Annotated in this window: 20 protein-coding genes; 9 read left to right on the forward strand and 11 right to left on the reverse strand. The window is 71.4% G+C overall.

All coding sequences use genetic code 11. The annotated features are described in order from the left end of the window. Positions 1–431: 431 nt before the first annotated feature. Positions 432–1076, forward strand: a complete 645-nt coding sequence (locus tag AB0O28_RS39255) for a TenA family protein (RefSeq protein ID WP_363648018.1) — start codon at positions 432–434, stop codon at positions 1074–1076. Here AB0O28_RS39255 and AB0O28_RS39260 read toward each other — a convergent pair. Together AB0O28_RS39260 and AB0O28_RS39265 are read right to left on the reverse strand one after the other, a co-directional pair. Continuing rightward, positions 1073–1513, reverse strand: a complete 441-nt coding sequence (locus tag AB0O28_RS39260) for an SRPBCC family protein (RefSeq protein WP_363648020.1) — start codon at positions 1511–1513, stop codon at positions 1073–1075. The genes AB0O28_RS39255 and AB0O28_RS39260 overlap by 4 nt on opposite strands. Before the next feature lie 44 nt (positions 1514–1557). Then, positions 1558–2691, reverse strand: coding sequence for a winged helix DNA-binding domain-containing protein (locus AB0O28_RS39265; RefSeq protein ID WP_363648025.1), 1134 nt, complete (start codon positions 2689–2691; stop codon positions 1558–1560). 47 nt (positions 2692–2738) lie between these two features. Here AB0O28_RS39265 and AB0O28_RS39270 point away from each other — a divergent pair, with 47 nt between their 5' ends. Then, on the forward strand, positions 2739–3932 hold the full coding sequence (locus AB0O28_RS39270; protein WP_363648027.1) for a hypothetical protein: 1194 nt from the start codon (positions 2739–2741) through the stop codon (positions 3930–3932). Between the two features lie 57 nt (positions 3933–3989). Beyond that, the gene (locus AB0O28_RS39275; RefSeq protein ID WP_363648029.1) at positions 3990–6002 is read left to right on the forward strand and encodes a phosphocholine-specific phospholipase C; all 2013 of its coding nucleotides are present in this window, start codon (positions 3990–3992) and stop codon (positions 6000–6002) included. Positions 6003–6023: 21 nt separating this feature from the next. Here the strand turns inward: AB0O28_RS39275 and AB0O28_RS39280 are convergent, their stop codons facing one another. After that, entirely contained in the window at positions 6024–6584 is a 561-nt protein-coding gene (locus tag AB0O28_RS39280) for a DNA starvation/stationary phase protection protein (protein WP_363648059.1), read from the reverse strand. 117 nt (positions 6585–6701) lie between these two features. Between AB0O28_RS39280 and modA the strand changes: the two genes are divergently transcribed. Further along, entirely contained in the window at positions 6702–7439 is a 738-nt protein-coding gene (gene modA / locus AB0O28_RS39285) for a molybdate ABC transporter substrate-binding protein (RefSeq protein WP_363648031.1), read from the forward strand. Here the strand turns inward: modA and AB0O28_RS39290 are convergent. Next, the gene (locus AB0O28_RS39290; protein WP_363648033.1) at positions 7420–8892 is read right to left on the reverse strand and encodes an MFS transporter; all 1473 of its coding nucleotides are present in this window, start codon (positions 8890–8892) and stop codon (positions 7420–7422) included. The two genes, modA and AB0O28_RS39290, sit on opposite strands and share 20 nt — an antisense overlap. A 42-nt stretch (positions 8893–8934) precedes the next feature. Between AB0O28_RS39290 and AB0O28_RS39295 the strand changes: the two genes are divergently transcribed. Beyond that, the gene (locus AB0O28_RS39295; RefSeq protein WP_363648035.1) at positions 8935–9771 is read left to right on the forward strand and encodes an alpha/beta hydrolase; all 837 of its coding nucleotides are present in this window, start codon (positions 8935–8937) and stop codon (positions 9769–9771) included. Positions 9772–9779: 8 nt separating this feature from the next. Here AB0O28_RS39295 and AB0O28_RS39300 read toward each other — a convergent pair whose 3' ends face one another. Genes AB0O28_RS39300 through AB0O28_RS39315 form a run of 4 tightly spaced genes read right to left on the reverse strand, consistent with a single transcriptional unit; the run spans position 9780 to position 11773 of the window. Continuing rightward, complete coding sequence (locus tag AB0O28_RS39300) at positions 9780–10151, reverse strand: hypothetical protein (protein WP_363648037.1); 372 nt, start codon at positions 10149–10151, stop codon at positions 9780–9782. A gap of 22 nt (positions 10152–10173) precedes the next feature. Then, on the reverse strand, positions 10174–10542 hold the full coding sequence (locus tag AB0O28_RS39305) for a roadblock/LC7 domain-containing protein (RefSeq protein WP_363648039.1): 369 nt from the start codon (positions 10540–10542) through the stop codon (positions 10174–10176). A gap of 38 nt (positions 10543–10580) precedes the next feature. After that, entirely contained in the window at positions 10581–11387 is an 807-nt protein-coding gene (locus AB0O28_RS39310; protein WP_363648041.1) for a hypothetical protein, read from the reverse strand. Between the two features lie 14 nt (positions 11388–11401). After that, positions 11402–11773, reverse strand: coding sequence for a roadblock/LC7 domain-containing protein (locus AB0O28_RS39315; protein ID WP_363648043.1), 372 nt, complete (start codon positions 11771–11773; stop codon positions 11402–11404). Between the two features lie 213 nt (positions 11774–11986). Between AB0O28_RS39315 and AB0O28_RS39320 the strand changes: the two genes are divergently transcribed. Further along, positions 11987–12511, forward strand: coding sequence for a DUF523 domain-containing protein (locus tag AB0O28_RS39320; RefSeq protein ID WP_363648045.1), 525 nt, complete (start codon positions 11987–11989; stop codon positions 12509–12511). On the opposite strand, the gene AB0O28_RS39325 is transcribed toward AB0O28_RS39320, so the two are convergent. After that, on the reverse strand, positions 12486–13712 hold the full coding sequence (locus tag AB0O28_RS39325; RefSeq protein ID WP_363648047.1) for a DUF4032 domain-containing protein: 1227 nt from the start codon (positions 13710–13712) through the stop codon (positions 12486–12488). The two genes, AB0O28_RS39320 and AB0O28_RS39325, sit on opposite strands and share 26 nt — an antisense overlap. Before the next feature lie 56 nt (positions 13713–13768). Here AB0O28_RS39325 and AB0O28_RS39330 point away from each other — a divergent pair, with 56 nt between their 5' ends. After that, entirely contained in the window at positions 13769–15343 is a 1575-nt protein-coding gene (locus tag AB0O28_RS39330) for a DUF885 domain-containing protein (RefSeq protein ID WP_363648049.1), read from the forward strand. Here AB0O28_RS39330 and AB0O28_RS39335 read toward each other — a convergent pair. Next, positions 15340–15999 (reverse strand): class II aldolase/adducin family protein, encoded by a 660-nt coding sequence (locus AB0O28_RS39335; protein WP_363648051.1) that lies wholly within the window; start codon positions 15997–15999, stop codon positions 15340–15342. The genes AB0O28_RS39330 and AB0O28_RS39335 overlap by 4 nt on opposite strands. A 47-nt stretch (positions 16000–16046) precedes the next feature. Here AB0O28_RS39335 and AB0O28_RS39340 point away from each other — a divergent pair, with 47 nt between their 5' ends. Beyond that, the gene (locus tag AB0O28_RS39340; protein WP_363648053.1) at positions 16047–16319 is read left to right on the forward strand and encodes a 4a-hydroxytetrahydrobiopterin dehydratase; all 273 of its coding nucleotides are present in this window, start codon (positions 16047–16049) and stop codon (positions 16317–16319) included. 137 nt (positions 16320–16456) lie between these two features. Here AB0O28_RS39340 and AB0O28_RS39345 read toward each other — a convergent pair whose 3' ends face one another. Further along, positions 16457–16885: a nitroreductase family deazaflavin-dependent oxidoreductase gene (locus AB0O28_RS39345; protein WP_363648055.1), complete on the reverse strand. Its 429-nt coding sequence runs from the start codon at positions 16883–16885 to the stop codon at positions 16457–16459. Between the two features lie 393 nt (positions 16886–17278). Between AB0O28_RS39345 and AB0O28_RS39350 the strand changes: the two genes are divergently transcribed. After that, positions 17279–17607 (forward strand): hypothetical protein (locus AB0O28_RS39350; protein WP_363648057.1); only part of this gene is annotated, 329 nt, incomplete at its 3' end.

Raw genomic sequence — 17607 nt, forward strand, 5'->3', positions numbered from 1 at the left:
CTGCCCGGAACCGTGAGGCACAGGCCGCTCGCGCCGTTCACGATCCGGTAGGCGCCCGCACTGGGTGCCGCGTTGGAGACGCCGGTGAAGACGCCTCCGACCAGGGCGGCGACCCCGACAAGGGTGCCGATCACCCCGACTCCGGTTCTGGTTGTGGTTCTCAAAGCCGAGCTCCTTGCATGTCGTGCAGGACCCCTGACCGAGGGGGTTACTCCTGGTCCCGCAAGGGGGGCGTTCATGAATGAGAACAGCATTCATGAGGAGGAACAACACGCACCAAATTACGGACCTGTTAAGTGCCGGTCAACGGATTCGTCCGGGTGGGTTTCCCTCCGCTCCGAGCGCTCAGCACGGTTGGGCAGGTGGAGACGGGCGGCGGGTTTTGAGATCATCGTGAAACGTTCACGCCGGGACACGGGGAGAGATGGCGGATGACCGAGGGATCGAGGACGCCGTTCAGCGCATGGCTGCGGTCGGAGAGCGAGCCGGACTGGACCGCGGTGGTCACGCACCCCTTCGCGGCCGCGATCCACAGCGGCACCGCGGACATGCGCCGCTACCTGGAGCAGGACTTCCAGTTCGTGGACGCCTTCACGGCGCTGCTCGGCGCCGCGGTCGCCGCGGCCGACACCTTCGAGTCGCGGGTGGCCGTGGGCCGCTTCCTCGGGCAGACCGTCGCCGACACCGAGCGCGGCTACTTCCACCGCGCGCTCGACGCGCTCGGCGGCGAGCTCACTCCGCCCGCACTGGAGCCGGTGACGATCGAGTTCCGGACCCTGATGGACGAGGTGCGCCTGAGCCAGGACTACCCGCTGATCCTGGCGGTGCTGTGCGTGGCCGAGTGGACCTACCTCGGCTGGGCCTCGCGGACCATCGGGTCCGCCGAGAGTTTCGTCCACCGGGAGTGGATCGACCTGCACAGCGGGCCGGAGTTCGAGGCGTGGGTGGGCTTCCTGCGTCGTGAGCTCGACCGGCTCGGCCCCGGCCTCGACGAGGACGGCCGGTCCGGAGTGCTCGACGTCTTCCGCCGGGCGACCGCCCTCGAACGCCGCTTCTTCGACATGGCGCTCGATTAGGCACGCAGGGCGAGGGCGGCGAGGCGGCGCAGGGACAGACGCAGGAAGAACGCGCTCACCGGCCCGGCGACCCGCCAGCCGATCCGCCCGGCCAGGCCGAAGGGCACGTGGAGCTGTTCCTCCCAGACGATCCTGCTTCCGCCGCCGGGACGGGGCAGCACGTGGAACCGGCCGATGCCGCGCACGACACGGCCCGTGTGGCGGACCTCCACCTCGTGCGGCGGACGCCAGCCGGTGACGTCCATCGTGTCCACGAACGACAGCGGGCCGACTCCGGTGGCCGCCGCGAGCCTGCTTCCCCTGCTGTGGCCGTCTCCGGCGACCACCCAGGCCCGGGTCAGCACCATCCACTCGTGGTGCCGGGGCCAGTCCGTCAGCACGGCGAAGACCCGCTCCGGGCTCGCCTGCGCGTCCACCGCCACTGAGAGGGTTTCCACGCCATACGTCCTACCCAGGAAAGCGCCCATCCCGGGAAAGGGTTCTATTCCAGGAAGCGGATGTCGCGCGCGGTGGCGTCGCCGGCCACGAAGCCCAGCAGGCGCTCGCCCTCGGCCGCGAGGGCGTCGCGCGTGGCGGCGCCGAGCGGCGCGAACGGCTCGATCTCCAGGACCGCCGTCTCTCCGGCCTGCCCGCGCCCCCGTTCGACGCGCCCCCGCTCAGTACGCCCCCGCTCAGTACGCCCCCGCTCAATACGCCACAGGCCCGCCACGAAACCGTCGACCAGGATCGTCGCGCGGATGATCCCGTTGATCGTGAAGACCCGAGGGCGGTGCTCCTCGGCCATCACGCGTGTCCGGTCGGCGTGCGCGAGCAGCAGGTTGTCGAACTCCCCCACGAACCGCACCGGCGCCTCGGCGTCCGCGCCGGGCAGCGGCGCCCCGGGCAGGTCGAACAGCTCCACCCCGTTCTCGTCCCGGTACGTGACCAGGTCGAGGCTCTTCATCACCGAGCGCAGCCCGGTCAGGCCCGACCAGGCCTGCACGTCCTTCACCGACGCCGGCCCGAAGGCGGCCAGGTAACGCAGCACCATGTCGCCGGCGGCCGAGCCGTCGCCGAGCGGGCGGCCCAGCCATGACTCGGCGGGGACGTGCCGGGCCTGGCCCGAGGCACCCCACACCCCGCGCGGCGGGACCTGCACCAGCGGCACGACCGCGCGCACGGCCTGGGCCAGCGCGTCACGGCCCGGCCACCGCTCGCCGAGCAGCTCCTCCAGCTCCGCGAAGCTGAGCGGCCGCTCCTCCATCAGTTCACGGGCGACGCGCGCCACCTCGCCGAGATCCACCCCGTCCAGCAGCCGGCCGCGCGACGTGCGCAGCAGCCGGTCGAGGAGCGGCTGCAGGACCGGGCGCAGGGCGAGGCAGTCGTCGGCGCTGACAAGGTGGATGGTGCCGCGCATCAACGCGATCCGTACGGCGGTGCGCTCGGTGAGCAGTTCGGCCAGGTCCTCGTGCCGGAAGTCCCGCAGGCGGGTCCACAGGCCGACGTAGGCTGAGAGAGGAGCCTGCGACTGCATGCCCACCAGGTGCTCGATCGCGGCCAGGGCCTTGACGTCGCTGGGACGCAGCAGCATCTGACGGTCGAGCAGGGCGCGGTTGAGCTCGCGTCGGGTCAGCACGCCGCAAACATACTGCTCGGCACCGACAGAACCGGGGGGTGCCGCCGATGATCGCCATTGACGTCCCGCTGTGGGCCGCACGGCTGCGGGCACTTCGCCGCGGCCGGCTGTGGAGCCGCCGGGACCTGGAAGAACGGCTGATCGAAGCCGCGGGGGAGAACGAGCCCGGGCTGCCCTCGGACGCGGTGCGCGCGTGGGAGGCGGGGGAGCGGCGGCCGGACGCCGGCCACGCCGAGCTGCTATGCCGGGTGTTGGGCATGGACGAGGCGGACCTGTTCGTCGGCGCGTCCTCCGGCACGACCCTGTGGCACCACGTCACAGGGATCCCGCTGGTGCCCGGGCTCTTTCCCGAAGAGGAGGAGGAACGCGTCGGGCGGGCGATCGAGCGTCCGGCCCGCGCCGACACCGGCACGATCCGCTACTTCGAGCGGCTGTCCGGCGCCTGCGCCGCGCCGGACAGCAGGCCGGCCGACGTCGCCGCCGCGCTGGGGCCGGTCCTGGCGGGCGTCGAGACGTTCCGCAGGGACGCCGCGCCCCTGGTACGGCGGGCGTTGCCGGCGCTCGCGACGCGGGACGCAGAGCTGATCAGCCGCATGGAGCACGAGGCGGGCGACGTGTCCGGCGCGCGGGCCTGGTCGGACCGCGCGATCCGGGAGTCTCGGGAGTCGGAGGACCCGCTCGCCGAGATGTTCGCGCTCCTGCAGCGGGCGGGCCTGGTCGACGCGGCCGGCCCGGGCGAGGTCGTCGCGGCGGCCGTCGCCGCCCGTGCGCGTACGGGCGTCCCGGCCGAGGTCGAGAGGCTGTCCCGGCGGTACGAGGCACGGGCGCACGCTCTGAGGGGTGAGGTGGAGCTGTGCCACCGTTGCCTGGAGGAGTGCCTGGAGGAGCCGGAGGAGCCGGAGGACCCGGACAGGACGGGGGAGCCCACCGGCCGCGAGGCGCCCGTCGAGACGCCGGCGGAGCTGTGCGCGGGGTGCCTGGTCGATCTCGGCCGGCCGGGCGGCGCCATCGCGATCCTGGAAGGCGAGCCGGCTCCGGCCGCGCCCGGCTACCTCGCGGCGTACGTGCTGGCCCGCACGGCGCACGCGTACGCCGAGGCGCACGAGCGGGACCGGGCGGCCGACCTCGCCCGGCGGTCTCTCACCCTGGCCCGCCGCGCCGGGGCCGCCCGCGCGCTGCGCGAGCTGGGCCGCGTCCACCTGCCGCCGCCCGCCGAGGCGCGCCGGCGCGTACTCGTGTGAAAAGGGACCGCTGTTAGGTTGTGGGCGTTTCGCGTGATTCCTGATGAAGGGGCGCCCATGCCGGCCGGATCCTCGCTGCCGCCTTCCCTGCTCCGGGCGCTGGCCCGGCCGGTCCCCCCGGGGAGCCTGTCCGACGTCGAACACGTCGTCTTCGTCATGCTGGAGAACCGCTCGTTCGACCATTACTTCGGCCGGATGCGCGGGGTGCGGGGATTCGGGGACCGCAACGCGGTGTCCACCCGGGCCCGGCGGCCGATTTTCGAGCAGGACGGCGTGCTGCCCTTCTCCGTACGGGAGGCGGCCGAGCGGGCGGGGGCGGACCCGATGCTGCTCGACACGCACGACCACACCTGGCTCGGCACCCAGAACGCCTGGGCCATGGGCTGGAACGACGCCTGGGTGCCCAGCAAGGGGCCCGGCTCGATGGCCTACTACGACCGGCGCGACCTGCCCTTCCACTACGAGCTCGCCGACACGTTCACGATCTGCGACGCCTACCACTGCTCGCTGCTGACCTCGACGACGCCCAACCGCAACTACCACATGTCGGGTTACACGGGCTACGAGCCGGGCACCCGGCAGCGCGCGCTGGACAACGTCGCGTCCGAGGGCGCGGAGGGGCATCCGGGCTACGACTGGGTCACCGTGCCCGAACTGCTGACGCGGGCCGGGCACACCTGGCAGGTGTACCAGGAGTGGGACAACTACGAGTGCAACAACCTCGAGTTCTTCCGGCCGTTCATGGCCGTGACGGACCGGATCGGGCTGGGGAGCATGCGCTCCTTCTACGAGAAGGTCCGGGCGGCGGAGGACCCCGCGCGGCTGCTCGCGGAGCTGGCGGAGCGGGTGGCCGCCCTCGAACCGGCCGACCGCGACCTCTACGACCGGGCGCTGCGCCGCGCGCCCACGGGCGGTCTGGGGGACTGGTTCGCGGCCGACGTGGCGGCCGGGCGCCTGCCCGCGGTGTCGTACGTCGTGCCCTCGCTCGCCGACTCCGAGCACCCAGAGGGGTCGTCGGCCGTGGAGGGCGGACGGGTCGTCCACAAGCTGCTCGACGCGCTGGGGTCGCATCCCGAGGTCTGGGCGCGGACCGCCCTGTTCGTCACCTACGACGAGAACGACGGCTTCTTCGACCACGTGCCGCCGCCGGTCCCGCCCGACGGCACCCCGGAGGAGTTCGTCGGCGGGCGTCCGATGGGTCTCGGCGTCCGCGTCCCCATGATCGTCGTTTCGCCGTGGAGCGTGGGCGGCCACGTCTGCTCCGAGACGTTCGACCACACCTCGACCGTGCGGTTCCTGGAGCGCCGGTTCGGGATCACGGCGCCCATCGCGGCATGGCGGCGCCGGGTGGCGGGCGACCTCACCTCAGCGTTCGACTTCACCTCCCCCTTCGATCTCACAGCCCCCATGGCCCCGCCTTCCGCGGAGACCGGGGCCGGTCCGCGGCCGGCCCCGGCCGGGAACCGGTGGTATCCGCAGGTGCCCGCCGAGCAGCGGATGCCGGTCCAGGAGCCCGGAGTCAAGCCCGCACGCGCGCTGCCGTACCAGCCGGACGCCGACGCGGTCGTACGGGCGCGGTCCGTGGAGATCACGATGCGCAACTCCGGTGCCGCCTCGGCCCACTTCATCCTGTACGGCCACCTGGGCGAGCTCGCCAGGCCGACGCACTTCGACGTGCTCGGCACGGCCGAGGAGGCGGTCTACTTCCCCTGCCCGTCGTACGACCTGGTGCTCGTCGGGCCGAACGGATTCCGCCGGGAGTTCCGCGGCGGGACGGCCGACCCGGTTGAGGTCACCAGCGAGGTCGACGCCGGCGCCCGCACCCTCGTGATCGCCGTGGCGAACCCCGTATCCCTCCCCGGCGCCTTCCCCGTCGAGGTGTCGGTCACCCCGCTGGCCTATGACGGCGTCGCGCGTGCGGTCCGGATCGCGCCGGGAGGCACCGCCCGCGTCGGGTGGCACGCGCCCGCCGGGTGGTACGACCTCGTGATCGGCGTGGCGGGGCACGACGGGTTCGCCCGGCGGCTGATGGGACACATCGAGAACGGCCGCCCGAGCGTCACCGGCTGACGCTCGGGCGAAGCGGGAAAGTCAGGCGCGGACGAGCGGTGTGTCCACGAGGTGCTCGGCGAGGAACCACGCCTGCAGCTCGCCCGTGCGGATGACCTCGGAGACCAGCAGGTCGTTGGTGCCGTCGTCGCCCATCTCGTCCGCCCGGGAGGCGGCGTCGTGCGCGGCGACCAGGATGGTCTCGTGCGCCTCCAGGAGCCGGGAGAGCATGGCGGGCACCTCCTCCACGCCGTCCGGCGGCCGCGGGATCACGGTCATCTCCGCCACCTGACGCGGATCGCCGACCGCGACGCCGCCGAGGGTCTGGATGCGTTCGGCGATCGCGTCGATGATCGGCAGCTGCTCGCTCGCGTGCTTGTCCAGGAGCAGGTGCAGCTGGTAGAAGGTCGGCCCCCGCATGAGCCAGTGGTGCTTCTTGTACAGGCTGTAGAGGATCTGCGTGTCGGCGAGGATCTGGTTGAGGCGCTGACAGGAGTATTCGCGCGTTTCCCTCGGCAGTCCGACCGGGAAGTCGCGCACGGTCCCGAACCCCTGTATCTCGGTGCCCCTCTGATGAAGCCAGGGCTGGCTGCTCTCACGCATTCTGGAGGAAGGGTTGACGCTCAAGATGTCTCTCCTCACTCGGGCCGGTTTATGTCTAATAGAGAGTCTTTCGCCAGGCATGACCTCTAAACGCCTTCTTAGGGCATATATCCCAAGGTGAACCATGTCACACCGCCCCTGGCGCTCGCGCTGCTGCTGCTCGCCCTGACCGGCTGCGGGGGCGGTGGGAGGCAGACGCTCACCGTGTTCGCCGACACCTCGCTCACCGGGACGTTCGGCTCGCTCGGCAAGGCGTTCGAGGCCGCCCACCCCGGCGTCGCCGTCCGGTTCGACTTCGGCGGCAGCCCCGCGCTGGCGCGGCGCATCGTCCGGGGAGCCCCGGCCGATCTGTTCGCCGCGGCCGGTCCTACGGCCATGCGCGGGTCGGGGGCGCCCGCCCCGCGGGTCTTCGCGCGCGACAGCCTTCGGATCGCCGTGCCGGTCGGCAACCCTGCCCACGTCACGGGCCTGAAGGACCTGGCCGCTCCCGGCGTCAGGGTGGCCCTGTGCGCGTCGCCGGCGCCATGCGGGGAGGGCGCCCGCACCGCGCTCGCCGCCGCCGCAGTGACCGTGACGCCGGTCGCCCGGGAGCGGGACGCCGCCAAGGCGCTGGCCAGGGTGCGGCGCGGCGAGGCGGACGCGGCGCTGGTCTACCGTACGGACGTCAAGGCGGCGGCGGGAGCGGTGGAGGGCGTGGACTTCCCCGAGGCGGCCAAGGCGGTCGAGGACTATCTCATCGCGACCGTCCCCGGGACCGAGCGGCTCGCCCTGACCCGGGAGTTCGTCGACCTCGTCCTGTCCAACGAGGGCCGCAGGGTCCTCGCAGACGCGGGATTCACCCCCGTGACAGGGTGACCTGCGGGCTTTCCGAGAGCCTGGCCGCCGTACGCTCGGCCGTGGCCCTGGCCCAGCGGCCCGTGGTCAGGAGGGCGACCGCCAGCACGATCAGGCCGTACAGGGCGTTGACGCGGAAGGCCGCGTGCGCGGCCGGGACGAAGGCGCCGTTCGCGGCGGTGCCCGAGACCACGGCGTTCGAGACCACGGAGCCCGCGATGGCCACGCCGAGAGACTGGCCGACCTGCCTGCTGGTCGAGGCGACCGCGGCGGCCACGCCCGCCTGCGCGAGCGGCATCCCGGAGACGGCGGTGTTGGTGATCGGGGGGTTGAGCATGCCGAACCCGACGCCGAAGACCAGGTAGATCCCGAGTAGCAGGGGGAGCGGGGTGGTGAGCGTCACCTGGGACAGCAGCGCCCCGGCGGAGGTCAGGCACACGCCCGCCACGATCAGGGGCACGCGCGGGCCGCGGGTGCCGACGAGCCGGCCAGAAAGCGGCCCCACGATCGTCGTGGTCACCGCGACCGGCAGCGTGCACAGCCCGGCGGCGAGGGCGGACAGCCCGCGATTGCTCTGCAGATAGAGCGTGTTGAGGAACAGGAAGGCCCCCAGGCCGGCGAACCCCGCCACCGCCATGACGGCCGCGCCCGAGAACGGCGCGCTGCGGAAGAACCGCATGTCGATGAGCGGTTCCCGCCTGCGCAGTTCGCAGACGACCAGCGCGACCAGGGCCGCCGCCGCGACGGCGAAGCAGACGGCGCTCACCGCGGGGCCGGCGGCCGGACCCTCGATGATCCCGTACGTGAGCGTGCCGAGCAGGACGATGACCAGGATCTGCCCGGCAGGGTCGATCCCGCGGGCCGACGGCGCCTTGGACTCGGGGACGTAGCGCCAGGTCAGGAACAGTGCGAGCAGCCCGATGGGCACGTTGATCCAGAAGATGGCCCGCCAGTTCACCGCGTCGGTGAGCAGGCCGCCGACGACCGGCCCGAGCGCCATGCTGACGCCGACCACGCCGCCCCACACGCCGATCGCCTGAGCCCGCTCCCTGCGGTCGGTGAACGTGTTCGTGATGATCGACATGGCCACCGGGTTGAGCATCGACCCGCCGACGGCCTGGACGATCCGGGCGGCCACCAGCCAGCCCAGGCTCGGGGCGAGGCTGCACAGCAGCGACCCGGCGGTGAAGATCACAAGACCGGTCTGGAACGTGCGGCGGCGGCCCACGCGGTCGGCCGTCGAGCCGGCCAGCATGAGCAGGCTCGCGAGCGTCAGCGTGTAGGCGTCCACCGTCCACTGGAGGCCGGAGACCGGCGCGTGCAGGTCGTGCCCGAGCGACGGCAGGGCGACGTTGACGATCGTGTTGTCGAGAGACACGATCAGCAGGCTCATGCAGCAGATGAGAAGAACGAGTATCCGCCGTCGGCGGGTCATTTGCGACACCACACCACACAACCGTACAGATCCGGTCATGAGTCGCTTGCAGCAGGGCAAACCGAATGTAATTCTGCTCGCATGCGTGCGACGGCGAACGGCATCGAGATCTGTTACGAGGTGTTCGGCGAGCCCGGGGGACGTCCCGTCGTCCTCATCATGGGGCTCGGAGCACAGATGATCAGCTGGCCAGAGGAGCTGATCGGGCTGCTGGTCGGGTCCGGCCACCGGGTCGTCCGGTTCGACAACCGGGACGCCGGCCTGTCCACCCACTTCACCCCGGCGGACGGCCAGGCGCCGGTCACGTCGTACCTGCTGGACGACATGGCCGACGACACGGCCGGCCTGATGGACGTGCTGGGCTGGGAGAGCGCCCACGTGGTGGGCGCGTCGATGGGCGGCATGATCGCCCAGGCCCTCGCCACCCGCCACCCCGCCCGGGTGCGTACGCTGACCTCGATCATGTCCACGCCGGGGCCCCGGGTGGGACAGGCGACCGAGGCGGCCATGACCGCGCTCACGGCGCCCGCCCCGCAGGACCGCGACGAGGCGCTCGCCCGCGCCGTCGAGACCGCGCGGGTCATCGGCTCTCCCGGCTACGAGATGGACGTCGAGCGCGTCACCCGGGTGGCCGCGGAGGCCTACGACCGGGCCTTCGACCCCGCCGGCACCGCCCGGCAGTTCATCGCCATCCGGAGGTCGGGCGACCGTACGGAGGGACTGCGCGGGCTCTCGGTGCCCGCGCTGGTGATCCACGGCGAGGACGACCCGCTGGTCACCCTCGAAGGCGGGATCGCGACCGCGGACGCCATCCCCGGCGCGAAGTTGCTGACCTTCCCGGGGATGGGCCACGACCTGCCCCGACCGCTCTGGCCGGTCATCGCGGAGGCGATCACGGAACTCACCGGCCGGAGCTGAGCGCGGGCTCAGACCTCGAGCTTGTCCTCGATCGCGCGGAGCTGGTGGCGGGCCATCGCGAGGTTGGCCCGGTTGCGGTCGAGGGCGAGGTAGAGGAACAGCCCCTTGCCGCCGCGGCCGGCCAGCGGCCGGATGATGTGATACTGCGTGCCCAGCGTGATGAGGATGTCCTCGATCCCGTCGTTGAGCTTGAGCGCGTCCATCGCGCGGAGCTTGGCCTTGACCACCTCGGTGTTGGCCGCGGCGGCCACCTGGAGGTCGAGGTCCTTGGAGCCGCCGAGCGTGCCCAGCGCCATCCCGCTCCCGTAGTCGGCGACCGCCGCGCCGATCGCGCCGTCGATGGTGAGCATCTCCTTCAGGGAGACGTCCATGTTCGCCATGTCTCTTCTCCTGTCTCGGTTGTCATCCGCGTTCGACGATTGCGGCGATCTTGTTCGCCGCCCTGCGTCCCTCGATCCGGAGCAGGCCGAGGTTGGCGCCCTGGCCTGCGAGAACGGTGAGGACGAGCGTGGGGCCCGCGGCGTAGCACGCGGTGTGCCCCTGGGCGCCGGAGATCAGCGTCTCCTCCAGCCGCCCGATTCCGGCGAGATCGGTCATCTTCCGGCTCAGCGACAGCAGCGCCGACGTGAGCGCCGCGGTCTGCTCGGTGCCGGCGGCCAGGTCCGTCGTCACGAGCATGCCGTCGACCGTGCAGGTGAGCGCTCCGGTGATCTCGGGCGCCCGCTCGCGCAGGACGATCAGCTCCTCGTGTATGTCGTGGCGCAGGTCCACAGAGACACCCCTTCCGGCCCGCTTGAGCCACCCGATCACTACAGCGCCTCCAGCGCGTCACGCAGCCTGAGCAGCAGGTTCACGTCGGCCGCGTCGCCGTTGACCTGCGGCAGTCCCCCCGAGCCGGCCCGCTGGGGCGCCGGCGGCGCGGCCGGCTTGGGCGCGCGCTTCGGCAACGCCGCCATCCCGCCCGCCGCCACCAGCCCGGCCGCCGCGAGCTCCCGTACGGCCAGCAGCGTGGAATAGGCGGGACGCCCGAGGCGCCGGGCCAGGTCGGCCGGTGTGGCGGTGGAGTCCGCGGCGAGCAGCAGCTCCCACTGCAGCCGGGTGAGCAGCGCGTGCGTGCCCGGGATCCGCCGCAGGGGCGTCACCGGACGCGCGTCCAGCTCGGCCGAGGGCCAGGCCCGTTCCAGCCGGGCCCGGCGCCTCGCGCATTCGCGCAGCAGCCCCGCCACGTCGAAGAACCAGTGCACCCCGAGCCAGTGAGCGTCGCCCTCCTTGAACCTGGTCCTGATCGTTCTCGGCGCGAGCAGGAAGAACGCCGCGTCGAGCGTGGCGGACAGCACGCAGAACTCCAGCTCGCCCCGGCTGAGCACCCCTCTGTCCACGAGCAGGGCGCCGCCGCCGCCGGGGCCGGCCTCCTGCCGCGCGCGCCGCATCCCGTTCGCGCTGATCCGGCCCGACGCGCCGATCAACTCCTCCACGCCGGGCGTGGCCGCGCACTCCACGTACGCCACCCGGCCGCGGGCGTAGTAGACCGTGCCCTCCTTGCCCACGCGCAGCGAGCCGGTGGCCTCATCCTGGGCGAGGCCCGTGAGCACGGTGTCGAGAGTCGGGGCGGCCACCGGTCAGACTCCCATCAGGACGCGACCAGCTCGTCCGTGATGGTGCGCAGCCGCCGGCGTGCCAGGGCGAGGTTCGACCGCTCCACGTCCAGGCGCAGGCACAGCAGCAGCGGGCCGTCGAACATCATCTCCATGGGCCGCACCAGGTGATAGGACGTGCCCGTGGTGACGATCACGTCCTCGATCCGGAAACCCGTCTCCTGGGACGCCATCGCGATCCCGTCGAGCGTGGCGCGGTACGCCTCGCTGAGCCCCGCGGCCGCCCTCCCGGGATCGGGTACCCCCTTCCCCGCGACGGCCATGCCACTGGTGTGGTCCACGAGAATGGCCCCGAGCGCCCCCGGGATCGACATGGCCTCGGAGAGGCAGTCCTCTATCCCGATCAACCCGCAACTCCTCGCCTCGCCTCGCCGATACAGCGCGGCCAACATTAGAGGAGCAGGTGGATGGCCACCCCGAGTCGAAAACGGCTCGGATAAACGGATTAGTCCGGCAGAATAAAAATTGTTCCTCTCGGAATGGTAATCCCGATTTTCGTGAAATTTCTTCATCTCGGGGGGTGGGCGCGCCCACCGCCGTACGGCGGCCAGAATGGGGGCGTGGAACGGATTCTGGTCAGCGCCTGCCTGCTCGGCAGCCGGGTGCGGTACGACGGCGCGGCGAAGACGAGCGACGACGAACTGCTGGCCCGCTGGCGCGCGGAGGGGCGGCTGGTGCGGTTCTGCCCCGAGGTCGAGGGCGGGCTGCCCGTTCCCCGTCCGCCCGCCGAGATCGAGGGCGGCGCCGGCGGCGCGGCCGTCCTCGCGGGCGCGGCCCGGATCCTGACGCCGGAGGGCGACGACGTGACCGCCGCGTTCCTGTCCGGAGCGCGGCAGGCCCTCGCCGTCGCCCGGTCCTTCGGCGTACGGGTCGCGATCCTCAAGGAGGGCAGCCCGTCGTGCGGATCGCTGCGGATCTACGACGGCGGCCACCGGGGGAGGACCACCCCCGGGCAGGGCGTGACGACCGCGCTGCTGGAGCTGAACGGCATACGCGTCTTCGGCGAGGACCGGATCGCGGAGGCCGCCGCCTATCTGGAATCTCTTACGGAGACGGCTTCTACGGAGACAGGGGATCGGCCGTGACGATGACGGCCTTCTCATCCGGCTTGTGCACCAGGACGTTGTCCACGTAGGACCGCACCGCCGCCTCCACGCCGACGTCCTTGCCCGCGGCCTCCGACATGTACCAGCGGTGGTCGAGCACCTCGTGGAAGAGCTGGGCCGGCTCCAGCTTGCGCCGCAGGTCGGCCGGGATCGCGTTCACCACCGGCTGGAACACCTCGGCCAGCCAGCGATGGGCCACGATCGCCTCGTCCTCGTGCCGCAGGCCGGTGGACACCCGGAACGAGTCGAGGTCGTTGAGCAGCCGCCTGGCCTGGTTCTCCTCCACGTCGAGGCCGGTCAGACGCAGCAGGCGGCGCTGGTGGTGCCCGGCGTCCACGACCTTCGGCCGGACGATGAGGCGGGAGGTGCCGGCCTTGCGGCGCACCATCATCTCGGCGACGTCGAAGCCGAGGGAGTTGAGGCGGCGCACCCGCTGGTCCACGCGGTGCCAGTCGACCTCCTCGATGATCTCGTCCTCGGTCAGCTCGTCCCACAGCCGGTGGTAGCGCTCGACGAGCTGCTCGGCGAAGGCCAGCGGGTCGATGGTCGGGTGCAGCAGCCCGCCCGCCTCCAGGTCGAGCATCTCGCCGTAGATGTTGACGTGCGCCACATCGATGTCGTGGGCCCGCTGGCCCTCGCTGATCGCCGCATGGAGCTCACCGGTCTCGGCGTCCACCAGGTAGGCCGCGAACGCCCCGGCGTCCCGCCGGAACAAGGTGTTCGACAGCGAGCAGTCGCCCCAGTAGAAGCCGGTCAGATGGAGCCGTACGAGCAGGACGGCGAGCGCGTCGAGCAGGCGGATCAGCGTGTCGGGCCGCACCGAGCCCGACAGCACGGCGCGGTACGGCAGAGAGAACTGCAGGTGCCGGGTGATCAGGGCGGAGTCCAGTTCGGAGCCGTCCGGGGCGGTCCTGCCGGTGACGACGGCGACCGGCTCGACGGCGGGGGCGTCGTGCCGCGCCAGGTCCCACAGCAGCTGATACTCCCGCTTGGCGTACCGCGTGCTGATCTCCTTGATCGCGTACACCCGGCCGCTGAGCCGGGCGAAGCGCACCACGTGCCGGGAGATGCCGCGGGGCAGCGTCACCAGGTGGTGGACGGGCCACTCCTCCAGGGGAACGTCCCACGGCAGGCGGATCAGGTCGGGGTCGCTGGGGGCGCCGGTGATCTGCAGGGGCACCAATCGCTCCTTTTCTGGGGGCTTCCACACAAGTGTCGCGGATAGAGTCGGGCGCTATGACGCTGGTGGACGAGTTCATCGACTGGTACCTGGCCGAGAACCCGGTCAGGGCGGCCCTCCTCGGGGCCGACGGATACGACCGCACGCTGGGCGACCTCAGCGAGGCCGCCTTCGTCGCGCGGGAGCGGGCGGCGGAGGAGTGGCTGCGCAAGCTGTCGGAGGCGACGCCGGAAAGCCCGGAAGACGAAATCGACAGGGACCTGGTCGCCGCGCACCTGCGCGGGCAGATCGCGCAGGCCCGCTGGCCGGAATGGCGGCGCGAACCGGCCGCCTACCTCGGGGTGATCTTCGGGTCGATGTTCACGCCGTTCCAGCAGCGCCTCAAGCCGGAGGCCGAGCTGGTCGACGCCGCCGTCGCGCGGCTGGCCGAGGTGCCCGCCGTGCTCGCCGCCTGTCAGGCTAACCTGGACCCCGAGCTCGCCGCAGACCTGCTGGTCAAGCGCGGCCTCGACCAGGCCCGTACGGGACGCCGCTTCCTGACCGAGACGCTGCCCGCGCTGGTCGGCGACCCGGATCTGCGGGCGCGGCTGACGAGGGCCGCAGAACCGGCCGCCGACGCGTTCGACGGGCTGGTCCGCTTCCTGGAGGGCTTCGAGGCCCGGGGCACCTGGCGGATGGGCGAGGAGCTCTACTCCGCGCTGCTGCGGGAGCAGGAGATGCTCGGATATGGCGCCGCCGAGCTGCACGAGAAGGGCCGTCAGGCCTGGGCCGAGCTGGACGCGCGGATGACGGAGGTCGCCGCCCGCCTCGGTTCCGGCAGCTGGCGGGAGGCGATGGAGTCGCTCATGGACGACCACCCGCCGACCCTGGAGGCCATGCGCGCCGAGTATGAGGCCGAGACACAGCGGGCGCGCGAGTTCGTTCGCGAGCGCGGGCTGGTGACCTTCCCCGAGGGGGAGCTGTGCCGGGTCGAGCCCTCGCCGGAGTTCCAGCGGCCCATCATCGCCGTCGCCAGCTACCTCGCCCCGCCGCCGCTGTCGTCCTCGCGGGACGGCGTCTTCTTCGTGCCGTACACCCCCGACGGCTTCACCGAGGAGCAGGTGCGGCAGCGGCTGCGGACCAACTCACGCGCCCAGATGCCCTCGATCAGCGTGCACGAGGCCTACCCCGGCCATCACTGGCACCTGTCCTGGATGGCCGGCAACCCGCACCGCGCCCGCAAGATCTTCCGTACGCCCTACTTCGTCGAGGGCTGGGGGCTCTACGTCGAGAAGCTCATGCACGAGCAGGGCTACTTCGACACGCCACAGACCGAGCTCGCCCACCTCGACTGCCGCATCTGGCGGGCCGCCCGGATCGTGGTGGACACCGCGCTGCACTGCGACGACATGTCGATCGAGCAGGCGGAGGAGTTCCTGACCACGAAGGCGTCGCTGTCGCCGGGCACTGCGTCCGGTGAGGTCAGCCGCTACTGCGCCTGGCCCACGCAGGCGCCGTCCTACCTCACGGGCGCGCTGGAGATCGAGCGCATCAGGGCGGACTACGCGGGCGATCTGCGCACCTTCCACGACACGATCGCGGGCTCGGGCGGGCTTCCGCTCGGCCTGGCCAGGAAGGTCGTGCTGGGTTAACCGGCGAGTGCCCGCTCTATCACGGCGGTGAGCTGGTCCTCGGTGAGCACCGTGGGCCGGCCCACCCCGAGGGCGCGGACGTAGACCTCGCACAGCCACTCCAGCAGGCGGGTCGCCTCGAACGCCTGCTCCAGGCTTTCCACGCCGTTCATGCCGCCCCCGATGGTCACCGCGCCGTGGCTGGCCATCAGGGCGGCCTGCCTGCCCTCGATCGCGGCGATGACGTTGCCCGCCAGCTCGGGCGTGCCGTACGTCGCGTACGGGGCCACCCGGACCGTGCCGCCGAGCAGCAGGGCGTTGTAGTGGATCGGCGGCAGCTCGGCCATGGTCGAGGCGACCACGGTCGCGAAGACCGAGTGGGTGTGCACGACCGCACCGGCGCCGGTCGCCTCGTACAGCGCGAGATGCATGGGCGTCTCCGAGGAGGGCTTGCGCTCCCCGTCGACTACCCGTCCTCCGAGGTCGACCACGGGGCAGTCCTCCGGGCGCAGCCGGTCCAGCGCCACACCCGAGGGCGTGACGACGACCAGGTCGTCCCGCCTGGCGCTCAGGTTTCCGGAGGTCCCGATCACCAGCCCGAGGGCCGCCGCCCGCCGGCCGTACTCGCACAGCTCACGCCGAAGATCGTCCAGATGCTCGTCCACCTGCTCATCCACGCGGGCGAATCTACACAATGGCCGGTGTTTCGTGATGTCCTGATCCCATGTACGAGGCTTCCGACTGGCGCCGCGAGGGGGACACGATCCGCAGGACCGTGGTCGCCCGGGATTTCCGTACGGCCATCGCGATCGTGAACGACATCGCCGAGCAGGCCGAGGCACTGAACCACCATCCCGACATCGACATCCGGTGGCGCACCCTCCACCTGGCGCTGACCACCCACGACGCCGGTGGCCTGACCGACCTCGACTACAAGCTCGCGGCCCGCATCGACGCCATCGTGGCCGACCACGAGGCGGGGCCGCCCGCGTCCTGAACCGTGTCCGGCCCGCAGCGCCGTCTCCGGATCACGACGGGCCGGTCTGGCGGGCGTACCTGTACCCCTGGTGAGCCCGTCCCCCGCCGTGGCCGTCGCGGGGCGCCCGCGCGCTCATGATCTGAGCGTGCGGGGTCTCAGCGCTCAGGGTCCTGGCGATAGAGGGCGACGACGGGGATGACGCGGGACGTACGCGCCTGGTAGTCGGCGAAGACCGGAACCAGCTCGGCCTGGCGGGCGTACATGCGATCGCGCTCGTCGCCCGTCAGCGGTACGGCCGTGGCGGTGAACGTCTCGATCGCCGCTCCGTCGCCGGCCTCGACGGTCACCGTGGGATTGGCCAGCAGGTTGTGATACCAGTCCGGGTGGCGTGGCGCACCCGCGTAGGAGGCGAAGATGAGAAGCCTGTCTTCGTCGGGCAGGCAGGCGACCGGGTTCGTCCGGGCGATACCCGTTTTGGCGCCCGTGGTCGTCAGCAGGATCAGCGATTTTCCCTCGAATGCCCCGCCGACCTTGCCGCCGTTCGCCCGGAACTCCTCGATGATCTTGTCATTCCATTCGGACATGCTGCGATGACTCCTGAACCTCGATGTGTCCGCCCCGATGGCGAAACTATTCAAAGATCAACATAGCCAACGGATCACGACCTGAGCCCGGACGAGTGGGTCCAGGCCATCCTGCTGCCGATGCCACGTCTCGCGGACGCCCCGGCCTGGCACCATCTCATGCCTCTTGTTTGACCGGCCGCTCATGCGGAACCGGGGCGCTGTAAAGCGGCACATGGGCGCAATTAGCGCCAGCGCCGGTACCGGTATGAATCGTGCATAAAGCTCACGCCTGGCAATTCTGTCTTCTACTCGCGGGTCTGTGATTCCACCTTATTGGCTCGTCGACTTGCCGTGCTCTTGTTGACACTGGAAGAATTAATACAGGTTTTCGAAATCTCGCGAGGAGGTGTGATGGATCTGTTTGACTGTGATCCCGTTCCTCCTCATCGTTCGAATGATAGTGATGACGGCTGGTGGGATCGGCTGACTGCCGATTCTCCTTTGTGGTCGACGGAGGGTTCGCTCGCCCGCGACGACACTGTGGAAAACAACACGCCCACTGGCGCCGGGACCATGGGCGGTGAGGCCGCCGATGGCTGTGCCGCGAGCGCCGGACCCGGTGGTGCCGGTAGCGCCAGTAGTGCCGCCGATGATGGCGGGCAGGGTTCTGGCGGGCCGGGCGGGGCCGGCGCAGGCGATCGCCGGAGTCGGTCGTCGTGGGTGTTGGTGGCCTCGTTGCG

Origin of the sequence: Microbispora sp. NPDC088329, assembly GCF_040685655.1 — a bacterium.
Classification (GTDB): Bacteria; Actinomycetota; Actinomycetes; order Streptosporangiales; family Streptosporangiaceae; genus Microbispora.

What these genes read in the sequence shown, in the direction of transcription:
- AB0O28_RS39255 (WP_363648018.1), top strand. Translation starts at nt 432, where the DNA reads ATGACCGAGGGATCGAGGACGCCGTTCAGCGCATGGCTGCGGTCGGAG.
- AB0O28_RS39275 (WP_363648029.1), top strand. Translation starts at nt 3,990, where the DNA reads ATGCCGGCCGGATCCTCGCTGCCGCCTTCCCTGCTCCGGGCGCTGGCC.
- AB0O28_RS39295 (WP_363648035.1), top strand. Translation starts at nt 8,935, where the DNA reads ATGCGTGCGACGGCGAACGGCATCGAGATCTGTTACGAGGTGTTCGGC.
- AB0O28_RS39300 (WP_363648037.1), bottom strand. Translation starts at nt 10,151, where the DNA reads ATGGCGAACATGGACGTCTCCCTGAAGGAGATGCTCACCATCGACGGC.
- AB0O28_RS39345 (WP_363648055.1), bottom strand. Translation starts at nt 16,885, where the DNA reads ATGTCCGAATGGAATGACAAGATCATCGAGGAGTTCCGGGCGAACGGC.
- AB0O28_RS39290 (WP_363648033.1), bottom strand. Translation starts at nt 8,892, where the DNA reads ATGACCGGATCTGTACGGTTGTGTGGTGTGGTGTCGCAAATGACCCGC.
- AB0O28_RS39340 (WP_363648053.1), top strand. Translation starts at nt 16,047, where the DNA reads ATGTACGAGGCTTCCGACTGGCGCCGCGAGGGGGACACGATCCGCAGG.
- AB0O28_RS39280 (WP_363648059.1), bottom strand. Translation starts at nt 6,584, where the DNA reads ATGCGTGAGAGCAGCCAGCCCTGGCTTCATCAGAGGGGCACCGAGATA.
- AB0O28_RS39330 (WP_363648049.1), top strand. Translation starts at nt 13,769, where the DNA reads ATGACGCTGGTGGACGAGTTCATCGACTGGTACCTGGCCGAGAACCCG.
- AB0O28_RS39270 (WP_363648027.1), top strand. Translation starts at nt 2,739, where the DNA reads ATGATCGCCATTGACGTCCCGCTGTGGGCCGCACGGCTGCGGGCACTT.